This is a genomic window from Chitinophaga sp. W2I13 (genome assembly GCF_050434005.1).
Classification (GTDB): Bacteria; Bacteroidota; Bacteroidia; order Chitinophagales; family Chitinophagaceae; genus Chitinophaga.
Genome location: NZ_JBNPWD010000001.1, coordinates 6671291 through 6686756 on the forward strand (window position 1 = coordinate 6671291; position 15466 = coordinate 6686756).

The following is a 15466-nucleotide window of genomic DNA, read 5'->3' on the forward strand; positions in this document are numbered from 1 at the left end:
AATGAATAGCGTTTAATTCAGATCAGGTAAAAGTTGTGAAATAGTATTGCCGGCATAAGCAGCACGGAACAGTGCTTTCCAGGCTGCATCCTGTGTTTGTACCAGGTCTGTTTCCGCGCGGTTCAAAACAAATAAAGCAGTAGTGACATCAATAATATTGGTGAGACCACCTTTATACAACGCCATTTTTTGCCGGGCTGCAGCCCGTGCAGCTGCCAGTTGCAAAGGCAGTTCCTGTAGTTTCTCGCGCGAAGTTTGAATATCCGACTGCGCCTGTTGCAGTAACCCACTGAGCGCAGTGCGGGTGGTAGCCAGTTGTTGCGCGGCTGCTTCCGAGCGGTATTGCTGCACAGCAACTTTTTCGTGTGTGCGTTTCAGGTCTGTAAGATTATATGTGATGCCCAATCCGAATAAATAGTTGTACCTGCCGTACCCGAGGCCACTCCACAGGTTTTTATCATATACATCATTGAATGATCCGCTGGAGCCGCGCATCCAGCCTGCTGCCATCAGGTTTACTTTGGGCAGCCTTGCTTTGCGGATTACCTCAGCGGCGGCGCGTTGTTGTTCGTATACCGCATGATAATAAGCCAGCATGGGATGGGCGGCCAGGCTGTCCGGCGCTTCGCTGCCCAGCAACACCCGCAGGCGTTTGTTGTTAATGGTATCGGGCAGTATCAGCGCCGTATCGAGTCCGGTGAAAACACTAAGCTGAATGCGCACCTGGTTATAGTTGTTTTTTATATCGAGCAGGGTGAGTCTTGCTTTCGACAATTCTGCGGCAGCTATGGCGCTGTCGACTCCGGGTTTGAGGCCATGCAGCACGGTAGCCGTTACTGCCTTCAGCACTTCTGCATTACGCCGGATATTGTCCGATGCTATTTGCTGCAAGGCATACAGCCGGAGCAGTTCCAGGTAATTTTGAATAACGGATACCGTTAGCTGGTTGGCCGTATTATTCAGATCTGTTTGCTGCACTTTAAGTGATTGTGCCGCTTCTTTCTGTTCACTGCCGTAGGCGCCAAAGTTATAGATCTCCCACTGCATAGCGGCCATTGCGATATTGCCGCTCATTAAGGCACTGTTATTTTCCGGGCGGATCCCCCCGGAAGTGGAGGGAATCATTCCCATGGTGAAATAAGATCCGTATATGCTGTTGTCTGTGCCGGCATCTACCTGCTCGTGCAGTTTTATGGCCGGGTACCAATTATGCTTAATATCTGTAAGGCTTGCCTGTCCGGCGTTTACCTGGGCCTGTTTGGCCTTTATAGCGGGGTAATGTGCAAGTGTAAGCGCAATGGCCCGCTGCAGCGAAAAGCTATCCGCTGCAGATTGTGCGAACAAAGAAGTGAAGGGGAAAATACATAGCAACCACCAACACCACTTCTTCGCGATCATATGTAAGTTCATAAATCGCTAAAAAAGAAAATGAAATAAATAAAAGATAAACGGGTTATCAGGCGGCAGGCGGGCCTCTCCAGCTTCTTAGCGGTGTGGGTACGCTGAGGTAAGGATTGAAATAATATCCTTTGAGGGTTTTGTCTACATAAATAAACCGGGTAGTAACGGCGGACAATAAAAGGGGACAAACCTTTTCGTGGCCGTAGCTGTCGTTGATACCAACAGGGCGGCGTTTGAACCGGTTAACCGTAGTGCGGAACCGCGGTGCTTTCTCCGCCGCTTTAAAGGCGATGCCGGTGGTCAGGTGAATATTATCCGTGCCTTTTACCTGTATTTTCCAGGGCTGCCCCTGCACCTGTGGCAGGAACATCACCGCAATCAATACATAAAATAAATGCCGGAATAATTTCATGTGGTATACTGTAATGAATGTACTAAGGTATTTAAAAGTGCCTGCTTTGACAGCGCCTCGTATTTTTTTAACCGGATTTTAATGTCCTAAAAAAAACAGATCAGGCAGAGTTCTTCCATTTTCAACAGGGCATTGGCGAGGCGAAAGTCCTGCATATTAAGGCAGGTGAAGGATTGATATTCATCCAGACTGGTACCGGCTGCCACTATTTTCAATTCATGTTCATCCAGCTGGTCATTTACAAAATCCAGCACGCCTTTGGCAAAATCTTCTGCGCCAATGATGGCTTCAAAATCATCTGCATCCGGTGCTTTCAGCATAATACCAGCCTGTTGCAATGGCCTGAGCCCATTCAGCGCAATGATACCGCTTTCTGCAAATTGCTGCCACTCAAATTCCACCACGTTGCCGGTGGCGGATAGCGCAGCATATAATTCTTCCCATATGGCCGTGGCATTTGGCAGCACGATGTCCGGCAAATGACTGATCTGGTCTTCCGCATCATCTTCATTAAAGATATCCAGGTACAGCTGTGCCAGCGGTTCGCGGGCATTTGAAAGACCGTGAAGGTTTTCGAGCATCTTTAGTTCGTGCATGAGATCAGACCAGCGGAGCAATAGCTCTTCTTCATCTTCCTCATTCATCTCATCTGGGATGAGCACTGCTTTATCGTGCAACTTATAATTATCGAGTCTGTTTTTCCTGATGTGCAGTCCCGGCGTATCAAAAGAAAGTTCATAGGAAGCACAGTTCAGGAAGGCGGTACCAATAAGCACCTTATCTACAAAAATTTCATGCACCACACTTTCTTTGGTATCTATGTGCGAGTAGCCACTCTCCTTTCCATAGGTTTGTGTTAACCAGTTAAAATCTTCGCGTGAAATAGCAGGCATCTGTTCTGGCATAAAAATTAGTCGGTGAAAGACAAAAGTAATTAAATTACGTACGGGATGTACCCGCGATAGGTATCAATAAAAAAATTATTATGGAAAAACGGAAACTGGGACAATCCGGGCTATTAGTAGCCCCACTGGCCTTTGGCGGCAATGTATTCGGCTGGTCGGCCAATGAATCCACTTCTTTCTCACTACTGGACGAATTTACGGCAAATGGGTTCAACCTTATAGATACGGCGGACGTATACTCGCGCTGGGTACCGGGCAATTCGGGAGGTGAATCTGAAACTATAATTGGTAAGTGGATGCGCGACCGAGGTAATCGCGACAAAGTAGTGGTGGCCACCAAAGCCGGCGGTGATATGGGTGAAGGCAAAAATGTGACCAGGGCCTATATCCTCAAAGCCGCAGAGGCTTCCTTAAAGCGCCTGCAAACAGACTATATAGACCTTTACCAAACGCATTTCGATAACGAAGCCACTCCTGTGGAAGAAGCGCTGGCCGCTTATGATACGTTGATAAAAGCCGGCAAGGTAAGGGCTATCGGCACTTCCAATATGAGTGCCGCCCGCCTGCTGGAAAGCCTGGAAGCCAGTAAGCAAAACGGCTGGCCGCGGTACGAAACATTCCAACCGGAATACAACCTGTACGACCGCAAAAAATATGAGCAGCAGTATGCAAAGATCTGTGAAGAACAGCATCTCAGCGTGATCAATTATTATTCGCTGGCGAGTGGTTTCTTGACGGGCAAATACCGGACGGCCGCCGACACGGGCAAAAGCACCGCCCGTGGCCAGAAAGCGTTGAGCTATCTTAATGAAAGGGGGCTTCATATCCTGGCGGCATTGGACCAGGTAGCGGCCCAATATCACTCTACACCAGCCGGCGTGGCGCTGGCATGGCTGCTTACACGCCCTGCAGTAGCGGCGCCTATTGCCAGTGCTACCAGTAAAGAACAATTGCATGAACTGATGAATGGCGTGCAGCTGCAGCTGGATTCAGCAGCAGTGGCGTTACTCGACAAAGCAAGTGCATAAAAAAAGGGGAGGTTAAATGGCCTCCCCTTTTTTATGTTATTTATGATCACAAATTAAATTTCAATCCTACATTTAATCCCAGTCCCCCGATATTGATATAGGATTTCAGGTCGTTGCCCGGCTTATTATCATCTTTATAAATCACTTTGGTGCCCTGCTGGTTTACCGGCGTATTGGAGCCCTGATCCAGCGTAGTTACGTATTTCGTATTCTTTTCCGCTACCGACAAATCGTTAATAGTACGGCCTGGCAGGGATTGTATCACCGCGCCGGTGGAACCATTGATGAGGGTATTGGTTTCATTGTACTCAGTGATTTCTTTCTCTTTACTGCGCACCGGCACATTCTTGTATTCCGTTTCCACGAAAACATCAAAGCGGGGTGACACTGTAAATGATACACCGAATGCTCCCTGGAAACCGACAGTAGGATTAGGTTTGATTTCTTCTTTCCTGCTGATATTGGTAACTACCTGCGTACCTGTAGGAATACCGGCGGGGCTTGACACCTGGGTAGCATCCGTTTCAATATAGAGGCGGCCCCATAACGGAACGATTACACCAAAGCGCACATAGGGGTTTACTTTTTCAAAGCCCGGACTTACCACCAGGCTGGGTGCAAAATCTATTGCGTTCACATGTCCATGCGACTCCACATGTCCCAGTTCCCTGCCAGAACCGGCCAGGGTAGTCCGCTGACGGGTCATCAGGTTTTTCTTGCTGTGGAAATAATTAAAGGTTCCTTCTACCGCAAAATATTTATTGATGTTATAGCCAACGGAAAGTCCTCCCCTGAAACCTTCTCCGTAAGAACCGGTGAGCACCTTCCGGCTAATCGTATCCATACCGGAAGCCGGGTTAAACTCTGTGTGCAGATCCTGCGGAGGATACGGGCCAACATTGGGAAACTGCCCCGGCGATACGCTGAAAAAATATCCACCGGTAACTTTGAGATAAAATTTGGAATGTGAAGAAGATTGGGTGCTGGAATTGTCCTGGGCCTGGGTGCTGTGGGTAACAATCAAAAGCACGGCAACTGCTCCTAGCAGGAATAGATTTTTCATATGCAATGGTTTTGGAGTATGGTATTTAATCTATTGAAAGTTAACAAATTATTACCACATAACCATCACCATTGCACTGCATTAGAACGCTTCCGCCAGAGACAGATACAATCCTTTTTGCCTGGATTCACCGCTGCGCTTCTCTCCAACGGCGTAGTCTATACGAATAGTGAGTCTTGCATTTTCGTCGTAGAAGTAACGGATCCCTGCGCCATAGCTTGGTTTAAATCCGCCGAAACGGAAATCACGATTGGCGAACACGGTACCGGTGCCGGCAAATGCTGCCAGTGCAAATTTTGGTTTGATATCCACAAACCAGATATGGATGCGCATTTTAGGATCAACGAGATAGCGATATTCCGCTTGTCCGGCCAGGTAATTCTGGTTGCGGTATCTCCCGGTGTAATAGCCGCGCATGATGAGGTCGTTCCCCATTTCCGGCAGCAGGTAAAAGGGCAGTTCATTCCCCTGCAAACTGTTGAAGATGCCATTAAAGCCAAGTGTGCTTTTGCGGGAGATGGACAGGAAATGTGATCCTTGTGCTTCTATTTTGAATAGCGGGTGTTTGCTTAAAAAAGAAGGTGCGTATGCCAGGTTGAGTTTCAGCCATGAACCGCGGCGGGCAAAATTTTCATTATCGCGGTTATCGAAGATACCCGTGAGTCCGAGAAAGGTAACATATCCTCCTTCTTTATCGGTAAGCGGCATGGTGGTATAAATGCCTTTACTATCGCCGCTGCTGTAGGTATCATGCTGGTATAATATGGAGGCGCCTGCATAAAAATGTCCGCTGATGCGGCGTTCCCCTTCCACCTGTACTTTATAGCGGCTATTGTTTACCAGCGACCGGTTATCGTAACGGGTGGTATCACCGATACCAAAGAAATAAAGCGGGTAGTTATGATACCGGAGATTGCTTTTGAAATGCCAGGTATTGCTGCGGGTCCAGATATTTGCTTTCAGGTCTATCTTGTACTGGCTTTCCGTGGTGATCGCGGGGATCAGGTTGAGCGTGGAGTTACGGGTAGCCCTGTCTGGATTCTTATTATCCGTATAAAACGAATACAACATGGCGGCGCCGATTTCCAGCCCTTTTTCCTGGGAGTAGCCGAGCACCGGCAACGGAAAGAAGCTCCGTTTACGTAACCATACGCTATCGTATAGCCCTTCCCGTGAAGAAGAAGGGGTTGTGGTAGTGCTATCCTGCTGAGCCTTTGCGCCTATTGCTAATAAAAGTGATAAAGCCGTGATATGGAGGTTTTTACGCATAGGCTGCAAATGTAAAGATTTTAGCGGAGTGCACGCCTTCGGCGTGGGAAATTGTCTTGGAGCACTGATTACGCTGATTATACTGATTTTTCGGATTTTGTTTTTTTGATTTTTATTTTGATTTCATTTGTACTGATTAAGAGAAATATAAGCGATCCGCATATATCTCTCCTAATCATTATAAAATCCCAAAAAATCAAATCCAAAAATCAGTATAATCAGCGTAATCAGTGCTCCAAGACAATTTCCCCACGCCGAAGGCGTGCGCTACGGCCGGTCCGAGTGCCCGAGGCTCTTTTCAGGGTTCACGTGATCCCTTACCAGCTGCTTGAGGAATTTTATTTCAGGGAAATGCCCGCTTTCCTTGCGGTCGAAGATCTTTTCTTCGCCAAGCCAGATAATATAGGAGCCCCCTGTTTCGCTGGGGCGGAGGGTAACGCCTCCCAGTTCGTCTGTGAAGGTAGTCAGCAGTTCCTGGGCCATATAGGCGGCCCGGAGTAACCAGCCGCATTTCGGACAGTATTCTATGGTAATGAGCGGTTTCATTGCTATTAATCTTTCGGGAAAGATACAACCTAATTGATTTATGGCGGGCATAACACTAAATTCATGCTCCCATTCCTCACTTTTTTCCCAACTTACTTTGAATCGTGGCACATTATCTTTAATTTTAACCTATATTAAAGTGGACCGCCCCCGAATCGCTCCACTCTGTCACTGCCAACAATATTAAATATGCTGCCGGCCAGTCCTTTGAAGAAGAGCGTTTTAATCCCATTATGTCTGATTTTGCTGTCGCCTGCGGTAACAGCGCAACAGCTTATCCACGACAGCCTACTGGCAGTACTACACTCCCATTCACAAAACGATACCGCCCGTGTAAACCTGCTGAACCAGGTAGCCAGGACTTATTTTACTATAAATGCCCCTACTGCAGCGAAGTATGGCGCCGAAGCGCTCCGGTTAAGCGACAGTCTTCATTATACCAAAGGAAAAATATGGGCCTGGCGCAACCTTGCCCTTGTGGAAAATACCAAAGGACACCTGGATCAGCAGATGCAGCTGACCCTCAATGCCCTGAAACTGGCAGAAGTCCTCGGCGACTCTTACACACTCGGCGTACTCAATAATGATGTGGGGAATATTTTCACAGAACTGAATACGCCCAGGGACGCACTCATTTACCTGAAAAAGGCCCTGGCTATAAAGCTGAAAAGAAACGAAAAAACGGAGATCGCCAAGACCCTGAATAATATCGGCTCTGCTTATATCTCCCTGAAAATACCAGATTCCGCTATGCTGTTCCTGGAGAAGGCCGAGAAAATAAAGCTGGAACTGCACGATCAGCGCGGCCTGGCCTATACCTATGAGAACATGGGTATTGTTGCGATGCTTCAGCACCGGTATAACGATGCACTGCGCTATCACCAGTTCTCCAATACCTACTACCAGGAGGCCGGCAATTTGCCCGGTGTGGTGAAGTCGAGCCTGAACCTGGCTGAAATTCAAACTATGCAGGGCGATCTGAAAGGCGCTGCCAAAAACCTGGAAAAAGCAAAGTTATTAAATGATACCCTGGGTAATGTAAAAAACGAGATGATTTATTACAAGATCCGCTATGAGCTGGATTCTGCCCGGAATGATTATGCCGCTGCCTTTGCGAGTTACAAGGAATACAGCAACCGTAACATCGACTTTTTCAATGCTGAAAAAGGCCGGCTGATATCCCGCTCACAGGAAAAATATGAATCTGAAAAGAAGCAACGGGAAAATATTTTATTGAAGAAAGAACAACACATGCACCTCGCTACCATTCAGCAACAGCGGGTGCTGGTGCTGTCGGCCGGGGCGCTTTTCCTGGCGTTGTTGCTGATTACGGTAATGGTGTACCGGCTTTATAAAAGGCAACAGGAACTGTATCTGGAACTGAATAACAAGAACCGGGAAGTATCCATGCAGAACCGCATTATCCTGGAGCAAAACGCCACCCTGGAAAATCTTAACCAGGTAAAGGATAAAATATTTTCGGTCATTTCGCACGACCTCCGTTCCCCGCTGGCCATCCTGGAAGGACTACTCTTTTTGCTGAAAGATGAGAAAATTGATGCGGCACAGTTCCGCATTTATACCGACGAATTATGGAGGGACGTAAAAAATACGGCCTATATGATGGACAATATGCTGCAATGGGCCAGCAACCAGATGAAAGGCATTGGTGTAAAAGCCGACGACTTTGACGTCACCTTATTATTAAACCGCGAATTTGAGCTGTTGCAAACCCTTGCCCGGCAGAAAGAAGTGAAGCTGTCGCACGAACTGAATAAGAGCATTATGGTATACGCCGACCCAGATATGATCAGGCTGGTAATGCGTAACCTGATCAATAACGCCATTAAGTTCACACCTTCCGGCGGTGAAGTAATGATTACCGCCACACATGACGGCGAACAGGCGGAAATTACGGTAAAAGACAATGGTACCGGTATTCCTGTGGAAAACCAGCACCGCATTTTCTCCAACATCTACTACTCTACCAGCGGTACGCAGAACGAAAAAGGCTGCGGGCTGGGGCTGCATCTTTCCAAAGACTTTGTAGAACGCAACCAGGGACAGATCTGGTTTAACAGTATGCCCGGCAACGGCAGCAGTTTCTCGTTTACCATCCCTTTGTCCGAAGAACCGGAGACTAACCCGCTGGCCTATACGGTAGTGGTACAGGATCATCCGCTCAGCGGTGTGAGTGTGCTGAGGCGCTAACTATCCCAGCCGGAAAGCTGTGGTGTGCTTGATTTCCGTCATCACAAAAGAGCTGTGCACCTGCCCGATGTTTTCAATGGCCGCCAGTTTATTCGTCAGAAAATACTGATAGCTGCGCATATCGTTTACCACTACCTTCAGCAGGTAATCGTACGTGCCCGCTACATGATAACACTCCATCACCTCTTCCATTTTTGCAATAGCAGTTTCAAATTTCTTTATCAGCGGCTGTGAATGCAGCTGCAATGATACATTACAATATGCCGCGAGCGTTTTGCCTGCTTTATCGCCATGCAGCAGGGTTACATAGCTTTTGATCACCCCGCTTTTTTCTATTTTCTTCAGCCGTTCGTAGGTGGGAGTAACGGAGAGCCCTATACGGTGTGCAATTTCTTTGGTGTTCAGGCGTGCATCGGCCTGGAGGGCGTCCAGTATTTTCCGGTCTGTTTTATCCAGTGTATCCATGGCAGTTATATTTTTCTTTTAAAAGATGTCCGGCGGTTGCCCGGCAGTGCTATTTATCTTACAAAGGCTTAAAAGTAGTATATATTTTCTAATTCAATCTCTATTCCAGTTCAATCAGATTACCAATATGTACTTTTACAGCATCATACACCTGTAAAATACGATTATGAAAGAGTACCGGCTGGCCGCAGCAGATGCTACAACGCTGAATGAACTGTTAGCGCAGGTACAAACGCATACCAGGGATTTCCTGGGATATCCTGTGTCCAAAGATTTTGATTATAGTCCACTCCTGCCCTTTTTACAATATCCGTTAAATAACCTGGGTGATCCTTTTGTGCGCGGCCACTTACGCCGTGGGATCCAGGGAGATGGAGAAATTCGTGGTTTCCTTCTTTGCCGGCCTTTTCCGTACGCCGGAAGACGACTGGTGGGGGTATGTTACCAACGGAGGTTCCGAGGGCAATTTATACGGCCTGTATCTCGCGCGGGAATTATATCCCAAAGGAATGGTGTATTATTCCGAGGCTACTCATTACAGTGTGCAAAAGAACCTGCACCTGCTCAATATGCCGGGGATTATTATCCGCACATTGCCGAACGGGGAAATAGATTATAACGACCTGGAAAATACCATCCGTATGAACAGGCATCTGCCGGTGATTATGCTGGCGAACATCGGTACCACCATGACGGAAGCGCGGGATGATGTAAAGCGAATCAAAGATATACTGAAGAACCTGGCCATACGCCATCATTATATTCATGCTGATGGGGCGTTGTCCGGCAGCTACAGCGCTTTCCTGGAGCCGAGACCCGCATTTGATTTTGCGGATGGAGCAGACAGCATTGCCATCAGCGGCCACAAATTTATTGGCGCCCCGATTCCCTGCGGGGTTGTGATTGCGAGAAAATCGAACCGCGACAGGATTGCCCGGTCGGTGGCGTATATCGGCAGTATGGACACCACCATTACCGGTTCAAGAAACGGCCATAGTCCGTTGTTCCTGTGGTATGCACTGAAAAGCCTGGGCGTGGAAGGTTTGCGGGAAAGGGCCAGGCACAGTTTAACAGTAGCCGCTTACGCAGTGGAACGCCTCAACGAAAACGGCATTCCGGCGTGGCGCAACCCCGATGCTATTACGGTGGTGTTTCCGGATCCTCCCGGAAGCATCCGCCGGAAGTGGCAGCTGGCTTCAGAAAGCGGCTGTTCGCATATCATCTGTATGCCTAATGTAAGTAGGGCGCAGATAGATCAGTTTGTGGAAAGCTTTGTGGAAGCGATGGTACTGATTTAGCTCACACCTTCGGCGATGGCCATGATTTCTGTGTTGAGCGCCCGCCTGATGAGGCGTTCAACTTCCTTATTGGTTTGCGGCATCAGCAGTTGTACTTTAAACTGTACAAAATCTTTTTTGATCTCCATTGTTTTCAAGGAGAAGCTTTCGGGGGTATAGCTGCGGGAATACGCGTCGATGGCTTGCTTCAGTCGGTCTTCCAGGCCGCGGATGGTAAACGGATGCTTATGATCCAGTTCAAACTCGATGGTGAGTTTACGGATATTCTGTTTGGACTGGTTCAGTACAACCGACGTAAACACTACCGAATTAGGAATAATAACAATATCATCGTCGTCGTTCTGCAATACCAGGTTGATGAGGGTAATATCCATCACCCTTCCTTTGATATCGCCAATGCGTATGTGGTCGCCGAGCGACAACTGATCGGAGAACATAATGATGAGTCCATTGATCATATTGGCGATATAATCTTTCGTGATCAGGGCAATGGCTGCTGCCACGATAGTGATGCTGGTGACAAATTTCAGGGGATTTACGCCAAAAAAGAAGGTGATGGCGAGCAGGAGAAAAATAGTATTTAATACGGAGGAAATGCGGTTGATGCCGAGAATGAAATTGTCTTTTTCGATAGGCCGCTGCCTGTTGCGTCGGCGGGTATACCACGAGAGGATTACCAGCCAGGCCAGGGAGATAACGAGGTTGGCTCCCAGGAAAAAAGAGAGTGCATTGGTAAGCTTAAACAGCCATGTAAATTTATCATATACGGCAGGGTGTTCAAGGTTAAAATAAACAATGCCCAGATATACCAGCAGTTTTACGAGGAATATGATCCTTTCCCTGCGATTAGCGTTCTTATAGGTTTTATCGGTTACCATCATAGCAATTCATACTCGCTTTGCTGCGAAGGTACAACCGTAGTAGTGAAGCAACAAAGCCTTATTTCATTTTATCCAGAATATCTTCCCAGATAATACGGGCAATCTGTTCGGTTTCTACCGTGCGGATGCTTCCCTCAAGGGTATCTTCGTGATCAGCAATAAAGGCTGTACCGTGGGGTTCAAATTCATCGAGCACATGTTCGCTCACATCAGGAATCACTTGAAATGCTGTTTCCAGAGCGCCCTTGTCGATTGTAATAACCAACCCGTAGGGTTTACCTCTAATGATCACAGTAATGCTGTGTTTTTCCATACTTCATAATCCTGCAAGCCATATACCATAAAAAAAGACCGGTGCTATCCAGTCACCGGTCTTTTTGTATATATAAAACGGATAAAACGATCCTGAAAACCCTTTACTTATGCGGTTGCTGCTGATTTTTTACGCGCGGCTGACTTTCTTTTAGGCGCTGCTTTTTTTGCGGTAGATTTTCTGGCCGTTGTTTTTTTAGCAGCTGTTTTTCTTCCGGTAGATTTTTTCGCTGCTGCTTTTCTAGGCGCCGCTTTTTTTGCGGTAGATTTTTTTGCGGTAGATTTTTTCGCTGCCGCTTTTTTGGGTGCTGCTTTTTTTGCAGTGGACTTCCTGGTAGTGGATTTTTTTGCCGCTGCTTTTTTAGGCACCTTCGCTCCTTCTTCGCGGGCTTCGGATAAGCCTATTGCGATAGCTTGCTTAGGATTCGTAACTTTCTTTTTGCTTCTTCCGCTCTTCAGTTTTCCTTCATGCATTTCGTGCATACTTTTCTCTACTTTGTGCTGGGATTCTTTTGAATATTTTGCCATAACAAAAAAATTTAGATGGGTTAAGAAAAGAAATGACATGGTTGCAAAAACAAAATATAAGCCACGGAAAATGAGAGAGTTCCCGATTAAAAACTGTAGAACAGACAATAAAAGTGTGTGGAAAATTCTATGGATTGTGGAATGTATTGCCCCATTTCACATCCCCATGTGCCTCAAATCCGCTACCATCGTGGCTAACCCGTGATGGCACATATCTTGTTCCGGGTTAGCGTAAATGTTTAACTACTATCACTAAAAAAAACCTCAGGATTATGGAAGACATCAGATATCAAACTGCCACACCGGTTAACCATGTTTCGGAAAAGAACTCTGATCAGAAGAGTAAACACAGTAAACGCGGATTCGCTTCTATGGACCCTGAACAGCAACGTGCCATTTCAAGAGAAGGAGGAAAAGCTGCACACCAGCAAGGTGTTGCCCACAAATTCACTTCTGAGGAAGCCCGTGCTGCAGGTAAAAAAGGCGGTGAAGCCGTTAGCAGAAATCGTGAACACATGGCCGCTATTGGCCGTAAAGGCGGAACCAACCGCGGAAAAAAGAAAAGTAGCGTTGAAAGTGATAATCAGCAATAACCCGACGACCGGGTTATTGCATCGTATAAGGGGCCGCAGGTCCCTTTTTCTCTCTCCTGACCCATCCTCATATTCCGGTTTTCTTTGCTATATTTACCGCTTTTTGAACCTATGGTAGCAAAAAGGCGCTGGATTTACTTTTTCCTTATTTTACTGAATATCCCTTTAGGACTCGCCACCAGGTGGGCACCTCAATATTTTCCTGACATCATACGCATATATGGAGGAGATGTGTTATCTGCCACCTGTATCTTTTTTGGCCTCCGGTTCCTGTTCCCGGTTACTCCCCTGTGGAAAATTAGCATCAGCAACTACGTGGTTTGCCTGCTGATAGAAATACAGCAGCTGTACCAGGCAGAATGGGCAGTAAAGTTCCGTAACACACCTGCCGGTATCCTGCTGGGACATGGATTCCTGTGGAGCGATTGTGTATGTTATGCCGCAGGCACCCTGCTGGCGCTGGCCATTGCCTGGCTTGCAGAAAGAATAATTTGACCTATATTTATTTATAAACCTCAACACTATGCTGGTCGCCATCAAAATATTGGTTGCTTTTGTAATGCTGGAACATCTTTATATCCTTTGGTTTGAAATGTTTGCCTGGACCAGCAGGGGACCTAAAATATTCAAGCAACTGCCCCGGGAATTGTTTGTCCCTACCAAAGCACTGGCAGCCAACCAGGGCCTGTACAACGGTTTCCTGGCAGCCGGCCTGGCCTGGACCTTCTTTATCTCCGACCCGGTGTGGAGCTTGCATGTGGCCACTTTCTTTTTAAGCTGTGTAGCTGTTGCCGGTATATATGGAGCGCTTACCGCCAGTAAAAAGATCTTTTTCGTACAGGCATTACCGGCGTTGATCACCTTGTTGCTGATTATATTTTATTAAGATAAAAATATGATAGAAGAATCAGACATACGGATAGGCAACTATGTATCTTACTTTGATTATAACATGGAAGAAACAGCCTTTGTAGTAGAAGGCGTCTTACAAGGCTTTGTGTATAATTCAGGACTGCCGCTCAGCAAACTGCCCTATGCAAAGGTAAACCCGATGGTGCTGGATGTGGACCTGCTGCTGAGATTTGGATTTATCAAAGGAGATCCCGACTACGGCGAAGATGAAAATGTATATTCCCTGAAATATAACCGGCTGCACAGTGTGCATATCAGGCACGAAAACGAAGTGTTTCAGCCACTTACAGATGCCGCAGAAGGACTGGTGCCATATGGCCGTGCCATTGTACATGTGCACCAGTTACAAAATCTTTTTCACGCAGTTACCCGCGATGAGCTGACCTTATTCGAATAAACTCACTTCCACTTTTCCGGTTTAAACAACACGGTGCCATCTCTTTTTATTACCCATGCGGTAACCGGATTCACATGATATCCTCCCATGTCTGTTCCACGCGCCTGTATCAGTTGCTTTAATGAAGGCTGGCGATAGCCCGTGTCGTCTGTAGCGAGACTCATGATCTCTGTGGCTTGCCCGTCCCAGTACCAGAGATGGCGAAAATAGGTGTGTGCTTTGTCCATTACCGGTTCCTGCAACACTGCTTTTGACCAATGCTTCCCTGCATCGGTGCTGATTTCCACGCTATCAATTTTTCCGCGGCCGCTCCAGGCAATGCCTCTTATTTCTATCCAGCCCTTTTCCACCTGCTGCGGAAACGACGGATAGGTAATGATAGACCGGGCATCCATATCGAAGCTGAATTGCCGGATCTTATGATCCCGGATGGTTTCCGTGTATTTGGAAGTTTCTTCACGCGTCATAAAGGGTTGGTCCGACAATTCAATACGCCGGATCCACTTTACGTTGGTATTTCCTTCCCATCCCGGCAGGAATAAACGCGCGGGATAGCCCTGTTCCGGGCGAATGGCCTCCCCATTCTGCCCGTAGGCGATCATGGCGTCTTTCCAGCCCTTTTCCACCGGGATGCTGCGGGTCATTACTGCAGCATCGGACCCCTCTGCCAGGAACCAGGTAGCCTTTGGATGCACGCCCACTTCACGGAAAAGGGTGGACAGCATTACACCGGTCCACTCACTCTGACTCGTGAGGCCACAAATTTCCTGCGGCGTCATGGTTTCCTTGCCCGATCTGAAGTTCCCTGAGCACTCGATAAAGGCGATGCGCGATGCGGCCGGGAAACGCTTTAAATCGCGTAAAGTAAAGATCATAGGCCGCTCCACCATACCGTGAATCAGCAATTCGTACTTATCAGGGTGAATGAGTGGCACGCCGGCATGACTTCTTTCAAAATGCAGGTCCGACGGAGTGATAATGCCATACAAATCCTGCAGCGGCGTGCGGGAAGAAATATCGGAGGGCTTTTTCAGCGGCTGCTCAAATGGTGAGCGCGTTCCGAGTTTGCCCGGAAGTGTGCCCGTGATTTTGGTAGGATCGGTGTAAACCGTGTCCTTTCCCGCGCTGATGCGGCCGGTACCACGCTGCACCCTGGAAGCGCCCATTAGTGCCGCAGCAGCGGAAACCGCCGCTGCTCTCAGTATTGTTCTTCTAGGTATCTTGTTGTCTTCCCCTGACATAATA

General features: G+C 47.5%; 18 protein-coding genes. 7 read left to right on the forward strand and 11 right to left on the reverse strand.

The features are described from left to right. Nucleotides 1-12 precede the first annotated feature (12 nt). From QFZ48_RS27380 to QFZ48_RS27390, 3 genes are all read right to left on the reverse strand, one after another. Nucleotides 13-1410: a TolC family protein gene (locus QFZ48_RS27380; protein WP_429047886.1), complete on the reverse strand. Its 1398-nt coding sequence runs from the start codon at nucleotides 1408-1410 to the stop codon at nucleotides 13-15. A gap of 46 nt (nucleotides 1411-1456) precedes the next feature. Further along, nucleotides 1457-1813 carry a hypothetical protein gene (locus QFZ48_RS27385; protein WP_429047885.1) on the reverse strand — a complete coding sequence of 119 codons (357 nt, stop codon included), beginning with the start codon at nucleotides 1811-1813 and terminating at the stop codon, nucleotides 1457-1459. 86 nt (nucleotides 1814-1899) lie between these two features. Then, complete coding sequence (locus QFZ48_RS27390) at nucleotides 1900-2718, reverse strand: DUF6630 family protein (RefSeq protein WP_429047883.1); 819 nt, start codon at nucleotides 2716-2718, stop codon at nucleotides 1900-1902. Between the two features lie 80 nt (nucleotides 2719-2798). Here QFZ48_RS27390 and QFZ48_RS27395 point away from each other — a divergent pair, with 80 nt between their 5' ends. Next, a complete protein-coding gene (locus QFZ48_RS27395; protein ID WP_429047882.1) occupies nucleotides 2799-3746 on the forward strand; it encodes an aldo/keto reductase in 948 nt (315 codons plus the stop codon). Nucleotides 3747-3792: 46 nt separating this feature from the next. Here QFZ48_RS27395 and QFZ48_RS27400 read toward each other — a convergent pair whose 3' ends face one another. The 3 genes from QFZ48_RS27400 to QFZ48_RS27410 all read right to left on the reverse strand — a co-directional run bounded on the left by QFZ48_RS27400 (nucleotide 3793) and on the right by QFZ48_RS27410 (nucleotide 6624). Further along, nucleotides 3793-4809 carry an outer membrane beta-barrel protein gene (locus tag QFZ48_RS27400; protein ID WP_429064686.1) on the reverse strand — a complete coding sequence of 339 codons (1017 nt, stop codon included), beginning with the start codon at nucleotides 4807-4809 and terminating at the stop codon, nucleotides 3793-3795. An 81-nt stretch (nucleotides 4810-4890) separates the two neighbouring features. After that, nucleotides 4891-6078, reverse strand: a complete 1188-nt coding sequence (locus tag QFZ48_RS27405; protein WP_429064687.1) for a hypothetical protein — start codon at nucleotides 6076-6078, stop codon at nucleotides 4891-4893. Nucleotides 6079-6345: 267 nt separating this feature from the next. Beyond that, nucleotides 6346-6624, reverse strand: coding sequence for a SelT/SelW/SelH family protein (locus QFZ48_RS27410; RefSeq protein ID WP_429064689.1), 279 nt, complete (start codon nucleotides 6622-6624; stop codon nucleotides 6346-6348). 243 nt (nucleotides 6625-6867) lie between these two features. Here QFZ48_RS27410 and QFZ48_RS27415 point away from each other — a divergent pair, with 243 nt between their 5' ends. Further along, nucleotides 6868-8835: a tetratricopeptide repeat-containing sensor histidine kinase gene (locus QFZ48_RS27415; protein WP_429047875.1), complete on the forward strand. Its 1968-nt coding sequence runs from the start codon at nucleotides 6868-6870 to the stop codon at nucleotides 8833-8835. Here QFZ48_RS27415 and QFZ48_RS27420 read toward each other — a convergent pair whose 3' ends face one another. Continuing rightward, nucleotides 8836-9300: an Lrp/AsnC family transcriptional regulator gene (locus QFZ48_RS27420; protein ID WP_429047873.1), complete on the reverse strand. Its 465-nt coding sequence runs from the start codon at nucleotides 9298-9300 to the stop codon at nucleotides 8836-8838. It abuts the gene before it with no gap. Between the two features lie 326 nt (nucleotides 9301-9626). Between QFZ48_RS27420 and QFZ48_RS27425 the strand changes: the two genes are divergently transcribed. Then, a complete protein-coding gene (locus tag QFZ48_RS27425) occupies nucleotides 9627-10598 on the forward strand; it encodes a histidine decarboxylase (RefSeq protein ID WP_429064691.1) in 972 nt (323 codons plus the stop codon). Here the strand turns inward: QFZ48_RS27425 and QFZ48_RS27430 are convergent. The 3 genes from QFZ48_RS27430 to QFZ48_RS27440 form a co-directional block, all read right to left on the reverse strand. Beyond that, on the reverse strand, nucleotides 10595-11479 hold the full coding sequence (locus QFZ48_RS27430) for a mechanosensitive ion channel family protein (protein ID WP_429047870.1): 885 nt from the start codon (nucleotides 11477-11479) through the stop codon (nucleotides 10595-10597). The two genes, QFZ48_RS27425 and QFZ48_RS27430, sit on opposite strands and share 4 nt — an antisense overlap. A 58-nt stretch (nucleotides 11480-11537) precedes the next feature. After that, on the reverse strand, nucleotides 11538-11792 hold the full coding sequence (locus tag QFZ48_RS27435; RefSeq protein WP_370913423.1) for a hypothetical protein: 255 nt from the start codon (nucleotides 11790-11792) through the stop codon (nucleotides 11538-11540). Between the two features lie 107 nt (nucleotides 11793-11899). After that, nucleotides 11900-12427 (reverse strand): DUF6496 domain-containing protein, encoded by a 528-nt coding sequence (locus QFZ48_RS27440; RefSeq protein ID WP_429047869.1) that lies wholly within the window; start codon nucleotides 12425-12427, stop codon nucleotides 11900-11902. A gap of 164 nt (nucleotides 12428-12591) precedes the next feature. Between QFZ48_RS27440 and QFZ48_RS27445 the strand changes: the two genes are divergently transcribed. From QFZ48_RS27445 to QFZ48_RS27460, 4 genes are all read left to right on the forward strand, one after another. After that, on the forward strand, nucleotides 12592-12912 hold the full coding sequence (locus tag QFZ48_RS27445) for a KGG domain-containing protein (RefSeq protein WP_429047867.1): 321 nt from the start codon (nucleotides 12592-12594) through the stop codon (nucleotides 12910-12912). 111 nt (nucleotides 12913-13023) lie between these two features. Continuing rightward, complete coding sequence (locus tag QFZ48_RS27450; protein WP_429064693.1) at nucleotides 13024-13407, forward strand: DUF2809 domain-containing protein; 384 nt, start codon at nucleotides 13024-13026, stop codon at nucleotides 13405-13407. Nucleotides 13408-13435: 28 nt separating this feature from the next. After that, nucleotides 13436-13798, forward strand: coding sequence for a DUF1304 domain-containing protein (locus tag QFZ48_RS27455; protein ID WP_370913419.1), 363 nt, complete (start codon nucleotides 13436-13438; stop codon nucleotides 13796-13798). A gap of 9 nt (nucleotides 13799-13807) precedes the next feature. Beyond that, complete coding sequence (locus QFZ48_RS27460; RefSeq protein ID WP_429047860.1) at nucleotides 13808-14221, forward strand: hypothetical protein; 414 nt, start codon at nucleotides 13808-13810, stop codon at nucleotides 14219-14221. A gap of 2 nt (nucleotides 14222-14223) precedes the next feature. Here the strand turns inward: QFZ48_RS27460 and soxC are convergent, their stop codons facing one another. Beyond that, the gene (soxC, locus tag QFZ48_RS27465; RefSeq protein ID WP_429064695.1) at nucleotides 14224-15462 is read right to left on the reverse strand and encodes a sulfite dehydrogenase; all 1239 of its coding nucleotides are present in this window, start codon (nucleotides 15460-15462) and stop codon (nucleotides 14224-14226) included. Nucleotides 15463-15466 lie beyond the last annotated feature (4 nt).